Raw genomic sequence first — 16,439 nt, forward strand, 5'->3', positions numbered from 1 at the left:
GGTATATCGTGCTTGTCGAGGAGCAGCGTGTGCGGCGTCGCGGGCGGTTCAGGTCGGCGATTCCTTGCCGTCATCCCGCTGTCACATCGCTGTCTCCCCCTCATAGGGTTTACGGCTAGTCAATACTAAAAATACAGCAGCACGCAAAAGATAAAAGACGTTTCGGGGCGTCACAATGGAAAAGTCGAAAATCTTGCAAGTCAGGCGCGCCACGCAGACCACGCGAGCGGCGCTCAGGCCCGCGCGCGGCGCGGACGCTCAGCTCGATCATCTTGAGCACATGATTCGTTCGCTCGCGCTTTCGGGTGATTCGAAGCCGTTAGCCCATCTCGATCACGCCTACTGGAAAAGGCGGCTCTCCGCGCTCGGCGACGAAAGCGATCTCGTCGCCACGCAACGCGCACGCGTGCTGCGGCTCCTCGACCGTCTTGAACAGAATCAGGCCACCGGCTCGGCCAAGGCCGCCGCGTAGCACTCCAGCGGACACGCATGCGAAATGCAAAACACAAAACGGCATTTCGAATGCAAAACTCAAAAGACCAATAGCGTCGAATGATTTCAGAAGGGCCAGCCTGAGAGAGAGCACGCGCGATGCAGGGTCTTTTTGACCGTCGCGTAGAAAAGTGCTATTACGACGGGGCTTCGCGTCCCGTACATACTTCGCTCACAGCGCGCGAAGCTATGCCGGGACGCGAAAGCTCTTCGTAATTGCATCGCCGCCAGAGCGCGCGCGTCAGCATAAGGTCATCGTGAATTCAACAACCCTCGCCCCCTGGTCTGCCCACGACACTCAACTCCTGATCGCCTGCGCACTCGGCCTCGCGATCATCATCGTTTCCATCAGCGTGCTTAAGCTCGCGCCGTTCCTGTCCATTCTCGTGGGCACGTTCGCGGCGGGCTTCACCGCGCATCAGCCGCTCGAAGCGATCGCGCAAGCGTTCAGCAAGGGCGCGGGCGCGTTGCTCGGCGACGTCGGCATCATCATCGCGCTCGGTGCGATGCTCGGCGCGCTGATGGCCGAGTCCGGGGCCGCCGACCGGCTCGTCACCACCTTGCTCGATCATTCGACGCCGCGCCGCCTGCCGTGGATGATGGCGTTCGTCGCGATCATCGTCGGCCTGCCGCTATTCTTCGAAGTCGGCCTCGTGATGATGGTGCCGATCATCTTCGTGATGGCGCGCCGCTCGAAGCAGCCGATCCTGCGCATCGCGATTCCCGCGCTCGCCGGCATGACTACGCTGCATGCGTTGCTGCCGCCGCATCCGGGTCCGCTGATCGCGGTGAGCGCATTGCATGCCGATCTCGGTCTTACGCTCGGCCTCGGCCTGATCGTCGCGCTGCCCGCGGTGATTCTCGCGGGGCCGATCTACGGCAACTGGTTGTCGAAGCGGCTGCATATTGAAGAGCCCGAGGAAATGGGCAAGCTCTTCACCGCGCACGAAGACGGAGCCTCGACGCCGGGCTTCGCGATCTCGCTCGTGACGATCCTTCTTCCTGTGGTGATGATGCTCGGACGCACCGTCGCCAAGCTCGCGCTCACGAAGGACACACTGCTCTACGACACGCTCGATTTCGTCGGCGAACCGCTCGTCGCGCTGGCCTTGACGGTGCTCTTCGCGATCGTGATGCTTGGCTGGTCGCGGGGCATGGCGCGTGAGCGTGTGGGCGGCATCTTGCGCAAGAGCCTGCCGCCGATCGCGGCGCTCCTGCTCACCATCGGCGCGGGCGGCGGGCTGAAGCAGATGCTCGTCAATGCGGGCATCAGCGCGACCATCGGCAAGATCGCGGTCGGCACGCATTTGCCGCTGATCCTGCTCGCGTGGCTGATCGCGGTCGCGCTGCGTCAGGCTACGGGTTCCGCGACCGTCGCCACGACAACGACCGCAGGCATCGTCGCCCCGGTCGTGAGCGGCCTCTCGGCGACCCACAACTCGCTGATGGCCCTCGCGATCGGCGCGGGCTCCGTGTTCTTCTGCCACGTCAACGATGCGGGCTTCTGGATGGTGCGCGAGTACTTCGGGCTCAAGCTGAAGCAGACGGTCGCGGTGTGGTCAGTGTTGCAGACGATCGTGTCGGTGGTGGGACTCGCGCTGACGCTCGTGTTATGGAGCGTGCTGAACTGAACGCCTGTGCCACCGGCACAAACTGACCATCGGCGCGCACGCACGGACCCAACGCATCCGCCCAGGTCTTGACGCTAGCGCACGCCGATTTTCCAGACGGTGACTTCGTGATACTCGTCGCCGGGCTTGAGCTCGGTCGACGGGAATGCGGGCTGGTTCGGCGAGTCGGGGAAATGCTCGGCTTCGAGCGCGAAGCCATCGGTTTGCCGATACGCCGTACCCGATGTGCCGATGGCGCTGCCATCCAGACCATTGCCCGTATAGAACTGCAAGCCCGGCTGCGTCGTATAGACATCGAGCACGCGGCCGCTCGATGGATCGTAAGCGCGCGCGGCAAAGGCCGGTTCACCATTGCGCTGGCCGTTCTTGTTGAGCTTCCAGTTGTGGTCGTAGCCGTGCGCATAGCGCATCTGCTGATTCGACGAACGCAAGCGCGCGCCGATCGGCGTCAGCGCTCGCAAATCAAGAGGCGTGTTCTCGACGCTCGCGATCTCGCCGGTCGGAATCGAATCGGCGCGCACGGGCGTATAGCTCGATCCCGCGATCAGGATAAGTTGTCCTTCGACATTGCCGCTGCCCTCGCCCGCGAGATTGAAATAGCTATGGTTCGTGAGGTTCAGGACGGTCGGCTTGTCGGTCTTCGCGCGATAGTCGATACGCACTTCGTTATCGTCCGTGAGCGTGTAGGTCACGTCGACAGTGAGCGTGCCGGGAAAGCCGTTCTCGCCATCGGGACTCACATAGCGAAGCTGCACGCCCGCGCCCTGAGCGCCCTGAAACGTTTTCACCACGGTCCAGACTTTCTCGTCGAATCCGTGCGGGCCGCCATGCAAAGTATTCGGCGGCTCGTTGATAGGCAGCTTGTAGCTATGCCCGTCGAGATCGAACTTTCCATCGGCGACGCGATTGGCGTAACGGCCGATCAGGCCACCGAAGTGAATCTTGCCGTTGTACTTTTCATAGTCGCCGAGCGAGCCGAAGCCGAGCACGATATCCGCGCGACGTCCGCGCCGGTCGGGTACATCGAGACGCGTCACGATGCCGCCGTAGTTGATGCAGTTCATCGTCACGCCGCGCGCATTCGAAAGCGTGAATTGCGTAACCGCTTGCCCTTGTTGCGTCGCGCCATAAGGTGCGGAAGCGATCGACGCCGCGAAGCCGCACGGCGACAACCCTGTCGCACATGCGATGGCGGCAAAACGAATGAGCGTGTTTTTCGCGTCCTGCATAACCTGTCAGAAGAAAGAACGTTCGAAGCGGCGCGTCGCAATGTGAGCATCGGTTGTACCTGAAGACGTCGGGCACAGTCGATGCGCCTTTCGTCCGCACGCAAACAACGCAGGCAAGGAGCCATTCATGAATCAGCAAACCGATCGTTCCACGCCGCCGAAACAAACGCCCGCCGACCCTAACGTGGCGGACCGCCGCTTGTCCGACGAACAAGAGCGCGCGATGAAAAACGAACCCGCGCCGCCGAAGCACATCGATGAGACCAAGGAAAGCAAGTTGCCCAATCCGAAGGAAGTCGGCGAGGCTGGCTAAGCTTGGTGCGCCCGCGCGCCATGCCATGCATGGAATATGGCACGCGATTATTCATTAGATGAATCAGGGATCAGCACGTACAAATTACATATAAGCTCCCGCACGATGTTAGCCATAGCTTCGTATCGCGGTGTAAGCGATAGCTTTTGTTGTATGGTATGCATAAGCTATCCCAGCCTTCGACACAGCGCGCGGTGACGCTTTTCGCCGGAGTATAGAAGCAAGGACGCCCATGCACGATCCTGCTCATTTTCTGCCGTCGTTCGTATGGCGCGCGGCGCGAGACGGGGTAATCCAGTACGCCAATCCATGGGCTTGCCGCTATCTCGGCATTCCATTTCCCGAACTCGTCGGACAGCATTGGAAAGATTTCGTCCACCCCGACGATATCCCGCCCGTTCTCGATGCACTGCGTCAAATGCGCGACGGCACGCTGCTTCGCAATGTCGATGTCCGCCTGTTGCGCAACGACGCCGCATTCCGCTGGCATACGCTGCATCTTCAGGCGCGGCGCGACGAAGAAGGACAGATCGGAGAAACCGTCGGCGTCGCGATCGACATTCACGAGTGCCGCCATGCATGGGCGATGTACGAAGCGAGCGAGCGGCGACTGCAGGCCGCGTTCGCGGGCGCGCGCATGGGCGCGTGGGAATGGGACATGAAAACGCGCGTCGTGCGCATGACCGCGCAACTCGCCGCGCTCTATTCTTTTCCGCCCGGAACCGAAGCGGTTCTTCTTTCGGAAGTGTGGGACCGCGTCGCGCCCGAGTATCGCGAGCCGTTTCAGCGCAAGCTGACCGCGGCATTGCGCGATGGCGGTCCGTTCGAATTCGACTTCGTGCTGGAAGGCGATCAGGGAAAACGCCGCTGGCTGCGCATGCGCGGGCATCCCGAGTTCGACCGTCAGGGCGTGCTCACGCGCGTCTATGGCGTGAGCTTCGATATCAGCACGCAACGCGCCGACGAAGATCGCCTGAGCCTTTCCGAGCGACGCTATCGGGCACTCGTCGAGACGACGGGCGCGCTTGTCTGGTCCGCCGATGCGAACGGCGAAATCCGTCCTTCCGGCGGCGAATGGGAAAGTTTCACGGGCACGTCGCCGGAAGTACTGTCCGGCTGGGGCTGGCTCGACTACATCCATCCCGACGATCGCGAGCGCACGCATCAGGCATGGCTCGACGCATTGCGCGAGGGCGTCGCGTGCACGCTCACCTTTCGCATGTACCGGCATGATGGCGTCTATCGCATGGTGCAGGCGCATGCCGCGCCGCTCTACGACGATCAGGGCAACTTGCAGGAATGGTTCGGCACGACGACCGACGTCACGCCGCGCTTCGAAGCGCAAGCCGCGATCGAAACGCGCAGCTTGCGCCTGACGGTTGCGATGCAGGCCGCGAATGTTCATATCGCGTCGCTCGAACTCGCCACGTGGACGCTGTCGCTCGAAACCGGCGGCGAGCGCCAAATCTCCGAAACGCTCGGCTACGAAGCCGCGCTTGCACGCGTGCATCCCGATGACAGCGCGACGCTCGACCGCTACGTGCGCAGCATCGCGGCCGGCGAAAACCCCGACGGCCACTTCGAATTTCGCGTGCGCAACCGGCACGGCGAACAGTGGATGCAGGGCAGCGCCTTACTTCAGCGCAGCAAGGACGGCGAGCCGCTGCGCATCATCGGCAGCGTGATCGACATCACCGAGCGCAAGCATATGGAGCTGATGTTGCGCGAAGCGGGCCGCCGCAAGGACGAGTTCCTCGCGATGCTCGCGCATGAACTGCGCAATCCGCTTGCGCCGTTGCGCACGGCTATCGCGCTTCTGCAAAAGGATCAGGATGCCGACACGCATCTGCGCGATCTGATCGATCTGATGCGCAGGCAAGTAGAGCACATGACCCGCATCGTGGACGACCTGCTGGAGGTGTCGCGCATCACGCAGGGACGCATCGCGCTGCAACTCGAACCGATTCTCGTCGGCACGGCCGTGTATCACGCGGTCGAGGCGATCGCGGGCATGGTCGAGTCGCGTTCGCAGAACATTCACGTCGATGTATCCGATGCGAACACCTGGGTCTGCGGCGATCCCACGCGTCTCTCGCAAATCCTCGTCAACGTGCTGAACAACGCGAGCAAATACACGCCGGAGCAAGGCCGTATCAGCGTGAGCGTGCAGGCGGCGGATGAGTCGGTGTCGATCGTGATCGCCGATACGGGCACCGGCATTTCGGCGGATCTTCTGCCGAAGGTATTCGAGCTATTCGCGCAAGGCGAGCGCACGCTCGACCGCTCGAACGGCGGACTCGGCATCGGGCTTTCGCTCGTGAAGAAGCTCGTCGAAATGCATAAAGGCACGATCACGGTGCAAAGTCCCGGACCGGGGCTCGGCACGACCGTCAGCGTGCGGCTGCCGCGTCTGCATCATCACGAAAGACACTCCGCGCTCGCGCTCTCGGAAACGAGCATGCGCGAGGCGCGCAAGGCGCTGCGCATTCTTGTCGTCGACGATAACCGCGATGCCGCCGATTCGCTCGCGATGTTATGCGAGTCGGAGGAACATGTCGCGCGCGTCGCGTATTCGTCGGCGGAAGCGCTCGAAGCCGCGCCGCTATTGCAGCCCGATGTCGCGCTACTCGATATCGGCCTGCCTGATATCGACGGCTATGAACTCGCGCGGCGCCTGCGTCGCAAGGGTGACACGACGCCGCTGCTGATCGCGATCACGGGTTATGGACAAGCGGAAGACCGATTGCGCGCACAATCGGCGGGCTTCGATTATCACTTCGTGAAGCCGGTGAACGTGGAAAGCCTCTTGAAGTTATTGTCGTCGCTCACGATCACGCGCTAAGGGTCCTCACACTACAATGGGCGTTCGATCAACGCCTTCGAGGACGTCATGACGCACAAGCCCATCAGCCGCTATCCCGTTCCCGATCCGCAAGACTGGCCCGACGATATCCGCGCGCGCATTCTCGAAGTGCAGGACAAGGCGGGTTTCGTGCCGAACGTGTTTCTCACGCTCGCGCATCGGCCCGCCGAGTTCCGCGCGTTCTTCGCCTATCACGATGCGCTGATGCTGAAGGAAGGCGGCTTGAGCAAGGGCGAGCGCGAGATGATCGTCGTCGCGACGAGCGCGGTGAACGATTGTCTCTATTGCGTCGTCGCGCACGGAGCCATTCTGCGCATCTATGAAAAGCATGCGCTGGTCGCCGATCAGATCGCGGTGAATCATCGCAAGGCGGATATCACGCCGCGCCAGAAGGCGATGCTCGATTTCGCGCTCAAGGTGTGCCGCGCGTCCGGCGCCGTGGATGACGCCGATTTCGCCGCGTTGCACGCGCATGGTTTCAGCGACGAAGACGCGTGGGATATCGCTGCGATCACGGCATTCTTCGGGTTATCGAATCGCATGGCGAACGTCATATCGATGCGCCCCAACGACGAGTTCTTCCTGATGGGGCGTGTGCCGAAGGAACCGAAGTAAGCATCCATGCGTCTTCCTCCGCTCAAATCCATCATCGCGTTCGAGAGCGTCGCGCGCACGAAGAGTGTGAACCGCGCCGCCGACGAACTCGGCCTCACGCCTTCGGCCGTCAGTCATCAACTGGCGAATCTCGAAAGCATCGTCGGGCGGCCGTTGTTCACGCGGCTGGGCCGCGGCCTCGTCCTCACGCCGACCGGCACGCAATATCTTTCCGACGTCACCGGCGCGCTCGCCGAACTCAATCGCGCAACCGAGCTTGCATCGAGCGAGACGTCCGTCGAAATCCTGCGCATTCATTCGAGTCCGAGCTTCGGCCTGATGTGGCTTCTCCCTCGTCTCGCCGCGTTTCAGGAAGCCAATGGCGACATACAGATGAACCTCGCGTGCTCGTATGAAGACGTGTCGTTCACTTCGGGTTACTACGATATCGCCGTGCGTCATGGCTATGCGCACTGGACCGATGTCGAAGTGAAGACGCTGCGCCACGAAACCATCGCGCCGCTCGCGTCACGCGCCTATCTGGAGCGTTTTCCCGTCGCCTCGCCCGACGACCTGCTCGACCGGCGTCTGATTCTCTCCGAGACGCCGCTCGTTCAATGGCAGCAATGGTTCGGGAAATTCGGCGTCGCGGCGAAGCGCAAGGCGTTCGACTTTTCGTTCGACCGCTCGTACATGTCGCTCGAAGCGGCGGCGCTCGGTCACGGCATCGCGCTCGAAAGTACGATGCTCGCGTCCGTGCATCTGGAACGCGGCTCGCTCGTACCGGTATTCGGCAAGGAATACGCGGTCGAAGTCGGCGCGCATCATCTCGTTTACCCGAGTCAAAACGCCGGATTGCCGCGCGTCGCCAAGTTTCTTGCGTGGATGGATCGGCAAATCGAGCCTCGCGCCCATACCTGAAAATTTCTCAGCAATAGTTGAGACAAACTGCGTTGATCGTCAGGTCGAAGGCGGGGAAACTGCGCCTACACCAGACAACCAACGGAGACAACGATGTTGCTCGAAAACCAGGTAGTGATCGTCACGGGCGCGGCTTCGGCGCGCGGTATCGGTAAGGCGACGGCGAAGGCGCTCGCAGCGCAAGGCGCGCGCATCGTCGTGCTGGACCTGAAGGAAGCGGACGCGCAAGCCGCCGCGAACGATCTGGGCGCAGGCCATCTCGGTCTCGCTTGCGACGTCACCGACAAAGCCGCGTGCGTCGCCGCCGCCGATGCGACCATCGCGAAGTACGGCCGCATCGACGCGCTCATCAATAACGCGGGCATCACGCAGCCAATCAAAACGCTGGAGATCGGCGCGGATAACTTCGATGCGGTCATCGGCGTGAATCTGCGCGGCACGCTGTATATGTCGCAGGCCGTCATTCCGCAGATGAAAAAGCAGAAGAGCGGCAGCATCGTGTGCATGTCGTCGGTGTCGGCGCAACGTGGCGGCGGCATCTTCGGCGGGCCGCATTACAGCGCGGCGAAGGCTGGCGTGCTCGGTCTCGCGAAGGCGATGGCGCGCGAATTCGGCGCGGACGGCATCCGCGTGAATTCGATCACGCCGGGCCTCATTCAAACCGACATCACCGGCGACAAGCTGACGCCCGAGATGCGCGCGGACGTCATCAAGGGCATTCCGCTCGGCCGCCTCGGCGACGCGGCGGATATCGCCAACGCGTGCCTCTTTCTCGCGAGCGATCTTTCGTCTTATCTCACCGGCGTCACGCTCGATGTCAACGGCGGCATGCTGATTCATTGATTGCACGCGCAGACGCATCTGGAAACCAGGGCGTCGAACATGGATGGAGACACAAATGAAATCAAAGTTATCCGCTGCGGCGGTAAGCGCCGAATTCGCATCGTCCGACGATGCCAACAGCTTCGAAGCAAAGACCTACGCCAAGGTCGGACGCCGCCTGATTCCGTTTCTGATGCTGTGCTATCTCGGCGCGTATCTCGATCGCGTGAACGTGGGCTTCGCCAAGTTGCAGATGCTCAACGACTTGCGCTTTAGCGAAACCATTTACGGCGTCGGCGCGGGCATCTTCTTTCTCGGCTACTTTTTATTCGAAGTGCCAAGCAACGTCATCTTGCATAAAGTGGGCGCGCGCAACTGGCTCGCGCGCATCATGCTGACATGGGCCGTGATATCCGCGTGCTTCGTGTTCGTGAAGTCACCCACGATGTTCTATGTCCTGCGCTTTCTGCTCGGCGTCGCCGAAGCGGGCTTCGCGCCGGGCGTGATTCTCTATCTCACGTACTGGTTCCCCGCCGCGCGCCGCGCCAAGGCACTCTCGCTGTTTTTCATGGCGATTCCGCTCGCGGGCATCGTCGGCGGACCGCTCTCCGGCTACATCCTGCATGCGTTCCAGGGCGTGCAAGGGCTCGCCGGATGGAAGTGGCTCTTCATGCTGGAAGCGCTGCCTTCGCTCTTTCTCGGCGTCGCGATCCTGTTCTATCTCGACAACGGCATCGCCGGCGCGAAATGGCTCAGCGACGAAGAGAAAGCGCTGCTCAAGCGCAATGTCGAAAAGGACAGCGCGCAAACGGTGAAGCACGTGTCGATCCGCGCCTTCATCGGCGACCGGCGTCTGTGGTTGATGGCCGCGATCTACTTCTGCGTCGTGATGGGTCAATACGGGCTGACGTTCTGGCTGCCGACGATCGTCCGTCGCACCGGCGTGGCGGACCCGCTGTGGGTCGGCATCCTCACCGCGATTCCGTATCTCTGCGCCATCGTCGCGCTGCCGCTGATCGGCGCGAGTGCCGACAAGCGTCGCGAACGCCGCTTGCATCTCGCGATTCCGATGCTCGTATCCGCAGCCGGCTTCGCCACCTTGCCGATGCTCGGCAGCGTGGGTGCGTCGATCGTCTGCCTGAGCATCGCGGCGGCCGGCATTCTCGCGTCATCGTCGCAATTCTGGTCGCTGCCCACGGCGGTGCTGGGCGGCATGTCGGCGGCGGCGGGCATCGCCGCGGTCAACTGCTTCGCCAATCTCGCGGGCTTCTTCTCGCCGGCTATCGTCGGATGGCTCAACGATCTGACCGGCAAATCGACCGCGGGCCTGATCTTCATTTCGATAGCCATCGTGATCGGCGCGGTGCTCGTGTTCTTCGTGCCCGCCAAAACGGTCAATCGCTGATTTCATTCATTCAAGGAGACAACACATGAACACTCCCGTTATCGAGGAGGTGACGCTCGCCGAGCGCGCCTATCGTATCCGCCGCAACGCGCTTTTGATGGGCGAAGTGCAGGGTCAAGGTTATATCGGTCAGGCGCTCGATATCGCCGATGTATTGGCCGTCGCTTACTTCGGCGCGATGAACTACCGCCCCGAAGATCCCGCGTGGGAAGGCCGCGACCGCTTCCTGCTGTCGAACGGTCACTATGCGATCGCGCTGTACGCCGCGCTTTTCGAAGCCGGCATCCTGCCGCAAGAGGAACTCGAAACGTATGGCAGCGACGATAGCCGTCTGCCGATGTCCGGCATGGCGAGCTATACGCCCGGCATGGAAATGTCGGGCGGCTCGCTCGGACAAGGTCTCACGATCGCGGTGGGCCGTTGTCTCGGCCTCAAGCGCAAAGGCTCGAAGTCCTTCGTCTACACGCTTTTCTCCGATGGCGAACTCGACGAAGGATCGGTCTGGGAAGGCCTCATGTCGGCGGCGCACTGGAAGCTCGACAATCTCATCGCGATGGTCGATGTGAACAATCAGCAGGCCGATGGCCCCTCGACGCAGATCATGTCGTTCGAACCGCTCGCCGAAAAGCTCGAAGCATTCGGCTGGTACGTGCAGCGCGTGGACGGCAACGACATCGATGCGGTGAAACAAGCCTTCGACAACGCGCGCAATCTGCAGGACGCGAAGCCGCGCATCATCGTGTGCGATACGAAGATGGGCTGCGGCGTGCCCTTCCTCGAACAACGCGAGAAAAACCATTTCATCCGCGTCGATGCCCACGAATGGCAACTGGCGCTCCAAGCGCTCGAAGCAGGGAGACAAGCATGAGCACACGTCTGAAAACATCCGCGATGATCGCGTCGATCGCGAGCGAAGGACAACTCACGCGTTCCGCGCCCTTCGGCCATGCGCTCGTGGAAGAGGCGCGCGCGAAGACGAACATCATCGGCATGACGGCCGATCTCGGCAAGTACACGGACCTGCATATCTTCGCGAAGGCGTTTCCCGAGCGTTACTACCAGATGGGCATGGCCGAGCAATTGCTCATGGGCGCGGCGGCGGGCTTCGCGCATGAAGGCGCGCAGCCCTTCGTGACCACGTATGCGGTATTCGCGACGCGCCGCGCGTATGACTTCATCCACCAGACGATCGCGGAAGATAACCTCGACGTGAAGATCGTCGCCGCGCTGCCGGGACTCACGACAGGTTATGGCCCGAGCCATCAGGCCGCGGAGGACCTCGCGCTGATGCGCGCGATGCCGAACATGACCGTGATCGATCCGTGCGACGCGCTCGATATCGAGCAGATGGTGCCCGCGATCGCCGCGCACAAAGGCCCGGTATATGCGCGACTCTTGCGCGGCAACGTGCCCGCCGTGCTCGACGAATACGACTATAAGTTCGAACTGGGCAAAGCGAAGCTTCTGCGCGATGGCCGCGACGTGCTCATCATCTCGTCGGGTATTTTGACAATGCGCGCGCTCGAAACCGCCAAGGCATTGCAGGCCGATAACGTCGATGTCGCCGTGCTGCACGTGCCGACGATCAAGCCGCTCGATACGGAGACGATCATTCGCGAAGCGAAGCGCTCGGGGCGTCTCGTGGTGGTGGCGGAAAACCATACGGTGATCGGCGGACTGGGCGAAGCGGTCGCGACCGCGCTGCTGACCGCTGGCGTTACGCCGGCTTATCGTCAGATCGCGCTGCCCGATGCGTTCCTCGACGCGGGCGCGCTGCCCACGCTGCACGATCGCTATGGCATCTCGACGAACGTGATGTCGAGCACCATCAAAGGCTGGCTCGCGTAATACGCGTAATACGCGTGCGCCGCGCGGTTCGACGAATCGCGCGGCGCTTCATTACTTCTTCTTGCGTGCGCCCTTCTTCGCGCCCGCCGCCTCTTTCGCGACGATCACGCCCGGTCCGTTCATCGATTCGATCCAGGAAAGTGCATCGACGTATGCGAGGAATTGCTCAAGATAACCCGGCGATACTTCGCGCATGAGCGACAACGACCGATGCACGAGACTGCTTGAATTAAGCGGTCCCGCGTTCCTGGGCACCTGCGCGAGCGAATCGCGCAATTGCTTTTCCGCGCTGACTTTCGACCATACCGCGCGAAAGTAATCGAGCAATTGCGCATGCGATGTCTCGTGCATCGACGACGCCTTCCCGATATCTGCGACGAGCATTGCAAGCGGTCCGCGTTCGCTCTTGTTTGTAGCGTGGCACGATGCGGCGCGCTCGATATCGCTTCGATAAGCATCGAGCAATTGCGCGACGCGCTCGTCGAGCATGCGGCGCGTCTCGCCTTCGTATGCGGCCGCGCGCTTGTCCAGCGCATCGATGAGATGGAAGCGCACGGGATTCGCGCGATCGTCGCCGTTCGCGCGCCACGCTTCGAGCATTGCGCGTGCCGGCGTCGCGCTAATCATGAGCCTTCACCGCGCCATCGGCCGAACGCGGCACGGCGGAAATCTCCACGCGACGATTCTTCGCGCGCCCGATTTCATCGGCGTTGGAACTCACGGGCTGTTCCGAACCGAACGCGGCCGAGAACACGGACGACGAAGGCACGCCGGCATCGATCAACGCTCGCGTGACCGTCAACGCGCGCTTCGCCGAAAGCTCCCAGTTGTCCGCGAAGCGCCGGTTGCCTTCATGTACCTGTTGATCGTCGGCGAAACCGCTCACCATGAGGATTTCCTCATGCGCGCGCAGATACGTGGAAAGCGGCCCGGCGAGACTCTTCAGCACATCGCGGCCCTGCGGCTGCAACTGATCGGAATTGAGCGCGAAGAGCACGCTGCCGCTAATGCCGATACGCCCGTTCACGAGCGTCACGCGCCCCGATGCGAGCGGACCCGCGAGCGCCTGCTCCAGCGTCTTGCGGCGCTGCGTTTCCTCCTGCCGATGCTTCACTTCTTCGTCGAGCTTGTTCTCCAGCTGCAACTGCACGCCGATCACGCCGACGAGTATCAGTACGAACGCGCCCAGCAACACCGCCATCAGATCGGCGAAGGCTGCCCAGATCGGCGCGGCGTTTTCCGCGCCGCCGTCGATTTCCTCGTTCATGCCGCCCGCGCTCCGGCCACGCGTTGCCCCGCGATATTCTGCAAGTCCTCGACGATCTGCTTCTGCGACATCATGCTCAGATCGATGACTTCCTTCGCCTGCGCAACGTAATACGCGAGCTGTTCGTCGCTGCGTGCGAGCGATTTGTCGAGCGCGCTTTCGATGCGTTCGAGATGCGCCACGAGCTTGTCGTTCGATTCGCCGAAGGACTGCACGGCCGCGCCGAACGCATCCGAGAGGCTCGCCATTTCGACCGCGCTCGTCGTCACTTGCGCGGCCATCGCGCCGAGCTTGCCGGCTTCGGCTTCGACCGTGCCGGTGAATTGATTGCCGACGCGCTCAAGCAGCGTCGCCGATGTGTCGACCAGCGCGTCGATCGCGGCGCGCTGCTCGTTCGATGCGAGGTTCACGGCGTCGAGCAGCGTTTCGACGGTGGCGAGCAGGCGGCTGCGTTCATCGAGCATCGCGGTATCGCGGACCATCGAGTCGGAAAGCTTCTGACGCATTTCCGCGACGACTTCGGCCGCCGCCTTCGGCGCTTCCGATGCAGCCTGCACGAGCCGTTCGATCTCCGCGATGGTCGCGCTCGCGTGCGTCTGCGATTGCGTGGACATGTCGCGCGCGGTTTGCGCGAGCGCGTCGCAGATGTCCTGCTGACGATTCGCGGCCACCGCGCTCGTTTCCTGCCATTGCTCGCGCAACGAGCCGGCCATCGTGTCGAGCGCGCCGCTCCACGCGGCAAGGCGTTCCTCGCCGCGTTGCGCGAGTTCGGCGCGCAAGTCCGCGTGCGAACGATCGACCGATTGCACGAGCGCCGCCGCGTGTTGCCCGAAACTGGCCGTCGCGGTCGTCAACGCATTCTGGTTCTGCGCGGATGCTTGCTCGTTGGCGCGCGCGTGCTGTGCGAGCGCATCGCTCCATGCTTGCGACATGTTGCTCGTCGCGGTGTCGAGGCGCGCGGAAACATCGCCGATCAAGCCGGACGAACGCGTATCGAATGTCTCGGCAAAGCGTTCGAGCGATGCACCCATGCGCGTGACGAGCGCATCGCGCGATTGCTCGTGCTTCGCAACCGACGACTCCAGCGCGCCCGACACGCGGTCCATTTGCGCCGACACGCCTTCGACGAGGTTCGTCGCGCGTTGATCGAATGTCTGCGCGAAACGATCGAGCGATCCGCTCATCTCGCCGACGAGCGCCGCGTTCGACTGCGCGTGCTTCGAGAGCGACGCGTTCCAGATGTCCGCGACCTTCGCCGACGACGCCTCGAAGCCGCTCGACAAACCTTCCAGTTGACGCGCGACCGCCTGCTCGACGCTGCCGTGCAAAGCGGTGACTTCGCGCGCGATGCCGTCCATCGTCGTCTGCATGACGGGCTGCAATGCGGCGCTCGCGGCACGCGCGCTGTCGGCCACGCTTTGCTTCAACGACAGTTCGACCGATGTCGCGAGCCGCCGATACGACGTCTCCGCTTTCGCATGAAACGCATCCTGATTCGCCATCTGGCGCTCGCTCGCGGCAAGACTTTGTTGCTCGATCGCGATGGTCATCGACTGAAGACGATCGACGAGCTTCGGCATCAATTCCGTCTGAAGCTGAAGCAGCTTGAACGTTTCGTCGCGCTGATGCGCCTGCGTGAAAACGCGCAGCGTCGTCGCGATTTTCATGTCGAGTTGCTGCGTGACGAAGAGACGTTCGCGACGGCACAGCGCCGACAGCAAACCGAGCATCGCGGACGTCGCGACGCCTGCGATCGACGTGCCGAACGCGAAACCCAGGCCCGTAACGGGCGCGGCGAGGGATGCGCGGATCGCGCTCAGATCGGATGCGCTTTGCAACGCCGTGCCGGTGCCGCGCAAGGTCGCGACCATGCCGAGCAGCGTGCCGAGCATGCCGAGCAACACGAGCAGGCCGACGAGATACGGCGCGAGCACCGGACCGGGCAACGCCGCGCGCTCGCCTTCGACGCGCAGACGCACCGCATTGCGCAGGCTCGGATCGAGGCTGTCGAGCCACACGGCGAAACTGCGCGGCGCGCTCGCGAGTTGCGCGACGGCCTGTTCGAGCGTGCCCGTGATCTGCTGATAGCGGCGCAATTCCGCCGCGCCCGCGAGATAGCATGCGGCGACCACGAGCGTGACGGCGAACGCGATTGCATTCGACGCGATATACGCAATGCCGATGCCGAGCACCGCGGCGAGGCCAATCGAAAAAACAACGATGTTCAAAAGATTTCGGGGCATAGCGAGCCAGTTAGCGGGGGCGAAGAGCCGCGAGCAAGCCTTCGATCGGTTGAAAACGAACATCCAGTTCGGCGAGCAACACGCTTTGCAGATCCTTGCGAAACACGTCGAGCCAAGTATTGCGCGCGGATGTTTCGACGGCGGCATGAGCGCGCTTCATGCGCTCGAAATGCTTGCCGAGCAGAGCGGGCACGTTGGCGAGCAGATTGCGCTCGCGCGCGCTCAACGCCTGTTCCATCACGGCATCGACGACGGCCAGGCGTGCCATGTCCGGCGACCTCGCAGCGAGCGTCGCGCGCAAACGCGTGCGCAGCGCGCCGATGTCGGATTCCATCGCCTGCTGCAAGGACACGTAGCGCTGACGAAATTCCGCATAGTCGATGGGCACATCGTCCGGCGACGGTTGCGCGGGAGCACGATGCCTGCGGCGCATCGCCGCTTCCTCGCGTGTGAACGCGCCCGCGAGCGAGGCGCGTACGCGCGCGCACTCTTCTTCCACGTCGCGAGGGACGGATCGCGCGCCGGGCACGGCGGGCGGATCGGTGGCGAGCGCGGTGGACAGCGCAATCGCATCGGTCCAGCCGAGCCATTGGCTCAGGCGGTCCGCGAGCGATTGAGCGGGTTCGTGAACGTCGAGATCGGCAAAATGCGCCAGCAGGCGCACGAGCGCCGGGCCGCTGAATGCCGTGCGCTTCATGCCTTGCACAGGGTTCCCGGGGGCAAAAGGACGCTATTTTACCTGCGCGGGCGGGCTCGATGCCCCGTTTTCATGTCGAGCCGCGGCAACACGGGCGGCAACAGGGCCGCAAAC

The 16,439-nt window shown here is 62.7% G+C and carries 15 protein-coding genes; 10 read left to right on the forward strand and 5 right to left on the reverse strand.

Annotated elements, in window-relative coordinates:
- Positions 1-175: 175 nt before the first annotated feature.
- Positions 176-472, forward strand: a complete 297-nt coding sequence (locus tag AWB82_RS02950) for a hypothetical protein (RefSeq protein ID WP_086965654.1) — start codon at positions 176-178, stop codon at positions 470-472.
- Positions 473-749: 277 nt separating this feature from the next.
- Positions 750-2,123, forward strand: coding sequence for a GntT/GntP/DsdX family permease (locus AWB82_RS02955; RefSeq protein ID WP_086965655.1), 1,374 nt, complete (start codon positions 750-752; stop codon positions 2,121-2,123).
- A gap of 74 nt (positions 2,124-2,197) precedes the next feature.
- Here AWB82_RS02955 and AWB82_RS02960 read toward each other — a convergent pair whose 3' ends face one another.
- Positions 2,198-3,352: an aldose epimerase family protein gene (locus AWB82_RS02960; protein ID WP_086965656.1), complete on the reverse strand. Its 1,155-nt coding sequence runs from the start codon at positions 3,350-3,352 to the stop codon at positions 2,198-2,200.
- Positions 3,353-3,479: 127 nt separating this feature from the next.
- Here AWB82_RS02960 and AWB82_RS02965 point away from each other — a divergent pair, with 127 nt between their 5' ends.
- The 8 genes from AWB82_RS02965 to AWB82_RS03000 all read left to right on the forward strand — a co-directional run bounded on the left by AWB82_RS02965 (position 3,480) and on the right by AWB82_RS03000 (position 12,118).
- Positions 3,480-3,665, forward strand: coding sequence for a hypothetical protein (locus AWB82_RS02965; RefSeq protein ID WP_086965657.1), 186 nt, complete (start codon positions 3,480-3,482; stop codon positions 3,663-3,665).
- A 232-nt stretch (positions 3,666-3,897) separates the two neighbouring features.
- A complete protein-coding gene (locus AWB82_RS02970; RefSeq protein WP_086965658.1) occupies positions 3,898-6,507 on the forward strand; it encodes a PAS domain-containing hybrid sensor histidine kinase/response regulator in 2,610 nt (869 codons plus the stop codon).
- A gap of 48 nt (positions 6,508-6,555) precedes the next feature.
- The gene (locus AWB82_RS02975) at positions 6,556-7,143 is read left to right on the forward strand and encodes a peroxidase-related enzyme (RefSeq protein WP_086965659.1); all 588 of its coding nucleotides are present in this window, start codon (positions 6,556-6,558) and stop codon (positions 7,141-7,143) included.
- A gap of 6 nt (positions 7,144-7,149) precedes the next feature.
- Positions 7,150-8,043 (forward strand): LysR substrate-binding domain-containing protein, encoded by an 894-nt coding sequence (locus AWB82_RS02980; protein ID WP_086965660.1) that lies wholly within the window; start codon positions 7,150-7,152, stop codon positions 8,041-8,043.
- 93 nt (positions 8,044-8,136) lie between these two features.
- A complete protein-coding gene (locus AWB82_RS02985; protein WP_086965661.1) occupies positions 8,137-8,886 on the forward strand; it encodes an SDR family NAD(P)-dependent oxidoreductase in 750 nt (249 codons plus the stop codon).
- A gap of 55 nt (positions 8,887-8,941) precedes the next feature.
- Positions 8,942-10,270, forward strand: coding sequence for an MFS transporter (locus AWB82_RS02990; RefSeq protein ID WP_086965662.1), 1,329 nt, complete (start codon positions 8,942-8,944; stop codon positions 10,268-10,270).
- A 25-nt stretch (positions 10,271-10,295) separates the two neighbouring features.
- Entirely contained in the window at positions 10,296-11,138 is an 843-nt protein-coding gene (locus AWB82_RS02995; RefSeq protein WP_086965663.1) for a transketolase, read from the forward strand.
- A complete protein-coding gene (locus AWB82_RS03000; RefSeq protein ID WP_086965664.1) occupies positions 11,135-12,118 on the forward strand; it encodes a transketolase family protein in 984 nt (327 codons plus the stop codon). Before AWB82_RS02995 ends, AWB82_RS03000 begins: the two co-directional genes overlap by 4 nt.
- A gap of 51 nt (positions 12,119-12,169) precedes the next feature.
- Here AWB82_RS03000 and AWB82_RS03005 read toward each other — a convergent pair whose 3' ends face one another.
- Genes AWB82_RS03005 through AWB82_RS03020 form a run of 4 tightly spaced genes read right to left on the reverse strand, consistent with a single transcriptional unit; the run spans position 12,170 to position 16,325 of the window.
- Positions 12,170-12,745 (reverse strand): DUF2894 domain-containing protein, encoded by a 576-nt coding sequence (locus tag AWB82_RS03005; protein WP_086965665.1) that lies wholly within the window; start codon positions 12,743-12,745, stop codon positions 12,170-12,172.
- Positions 12,738-13,385, reverse strand: a complete 648-nt coding sequence (locus tag AWB82_RS03010) for an OmpA family protein (protein WP_086965666.1) — start codon at positions 13,383-13,385, stop codon at positions 12,738-12,740. The genes AWB82_RS03005 and AWB82_RS03010 overlap by 8 nt, the downstream gene beginning before the upstream one ends.
- Positions 13,382-15,628: a DUF802 domain-containing protein gene (locus tag AWB82_RS03015; protein ID WP_086965667.1), complete on the reverse strand. Its 2,247-nt coding sequence runs from the start codon at positions 15,626-15,628 to the stop codon at positions 13,382-13,384. The genes AWB82_RS03010 and AWB82_RS03015 overlap by 4 nt, the downstream gene beginning before the upstream one ends.
- A gap of 10 nt (positions 15,629-15,638) precedes the next feature.
- Positions 15,639-16,325: a DUF3348 domain-containing protein gene (locus AWB82_RS03020; protein WP_086965668.1), complete on the reverse strand. Its 687-nt coding sequence runs from the start codon at positions 16,323-16,325 to the stop codon at positions 15,639-15,641.
- Positions 16,326-16,439 lie beyond the last annotated feature (114 nt).

It is taken from the genome of Caballeronia glebae (assembly GCF_001545035.1).
Classification (GTDB): Bacteria; Pseudomonadota; Gammaproteobacteria; order Burkholderiales; family Burkholderiaceae; genus Caballeronia; species Caballeronia glebae.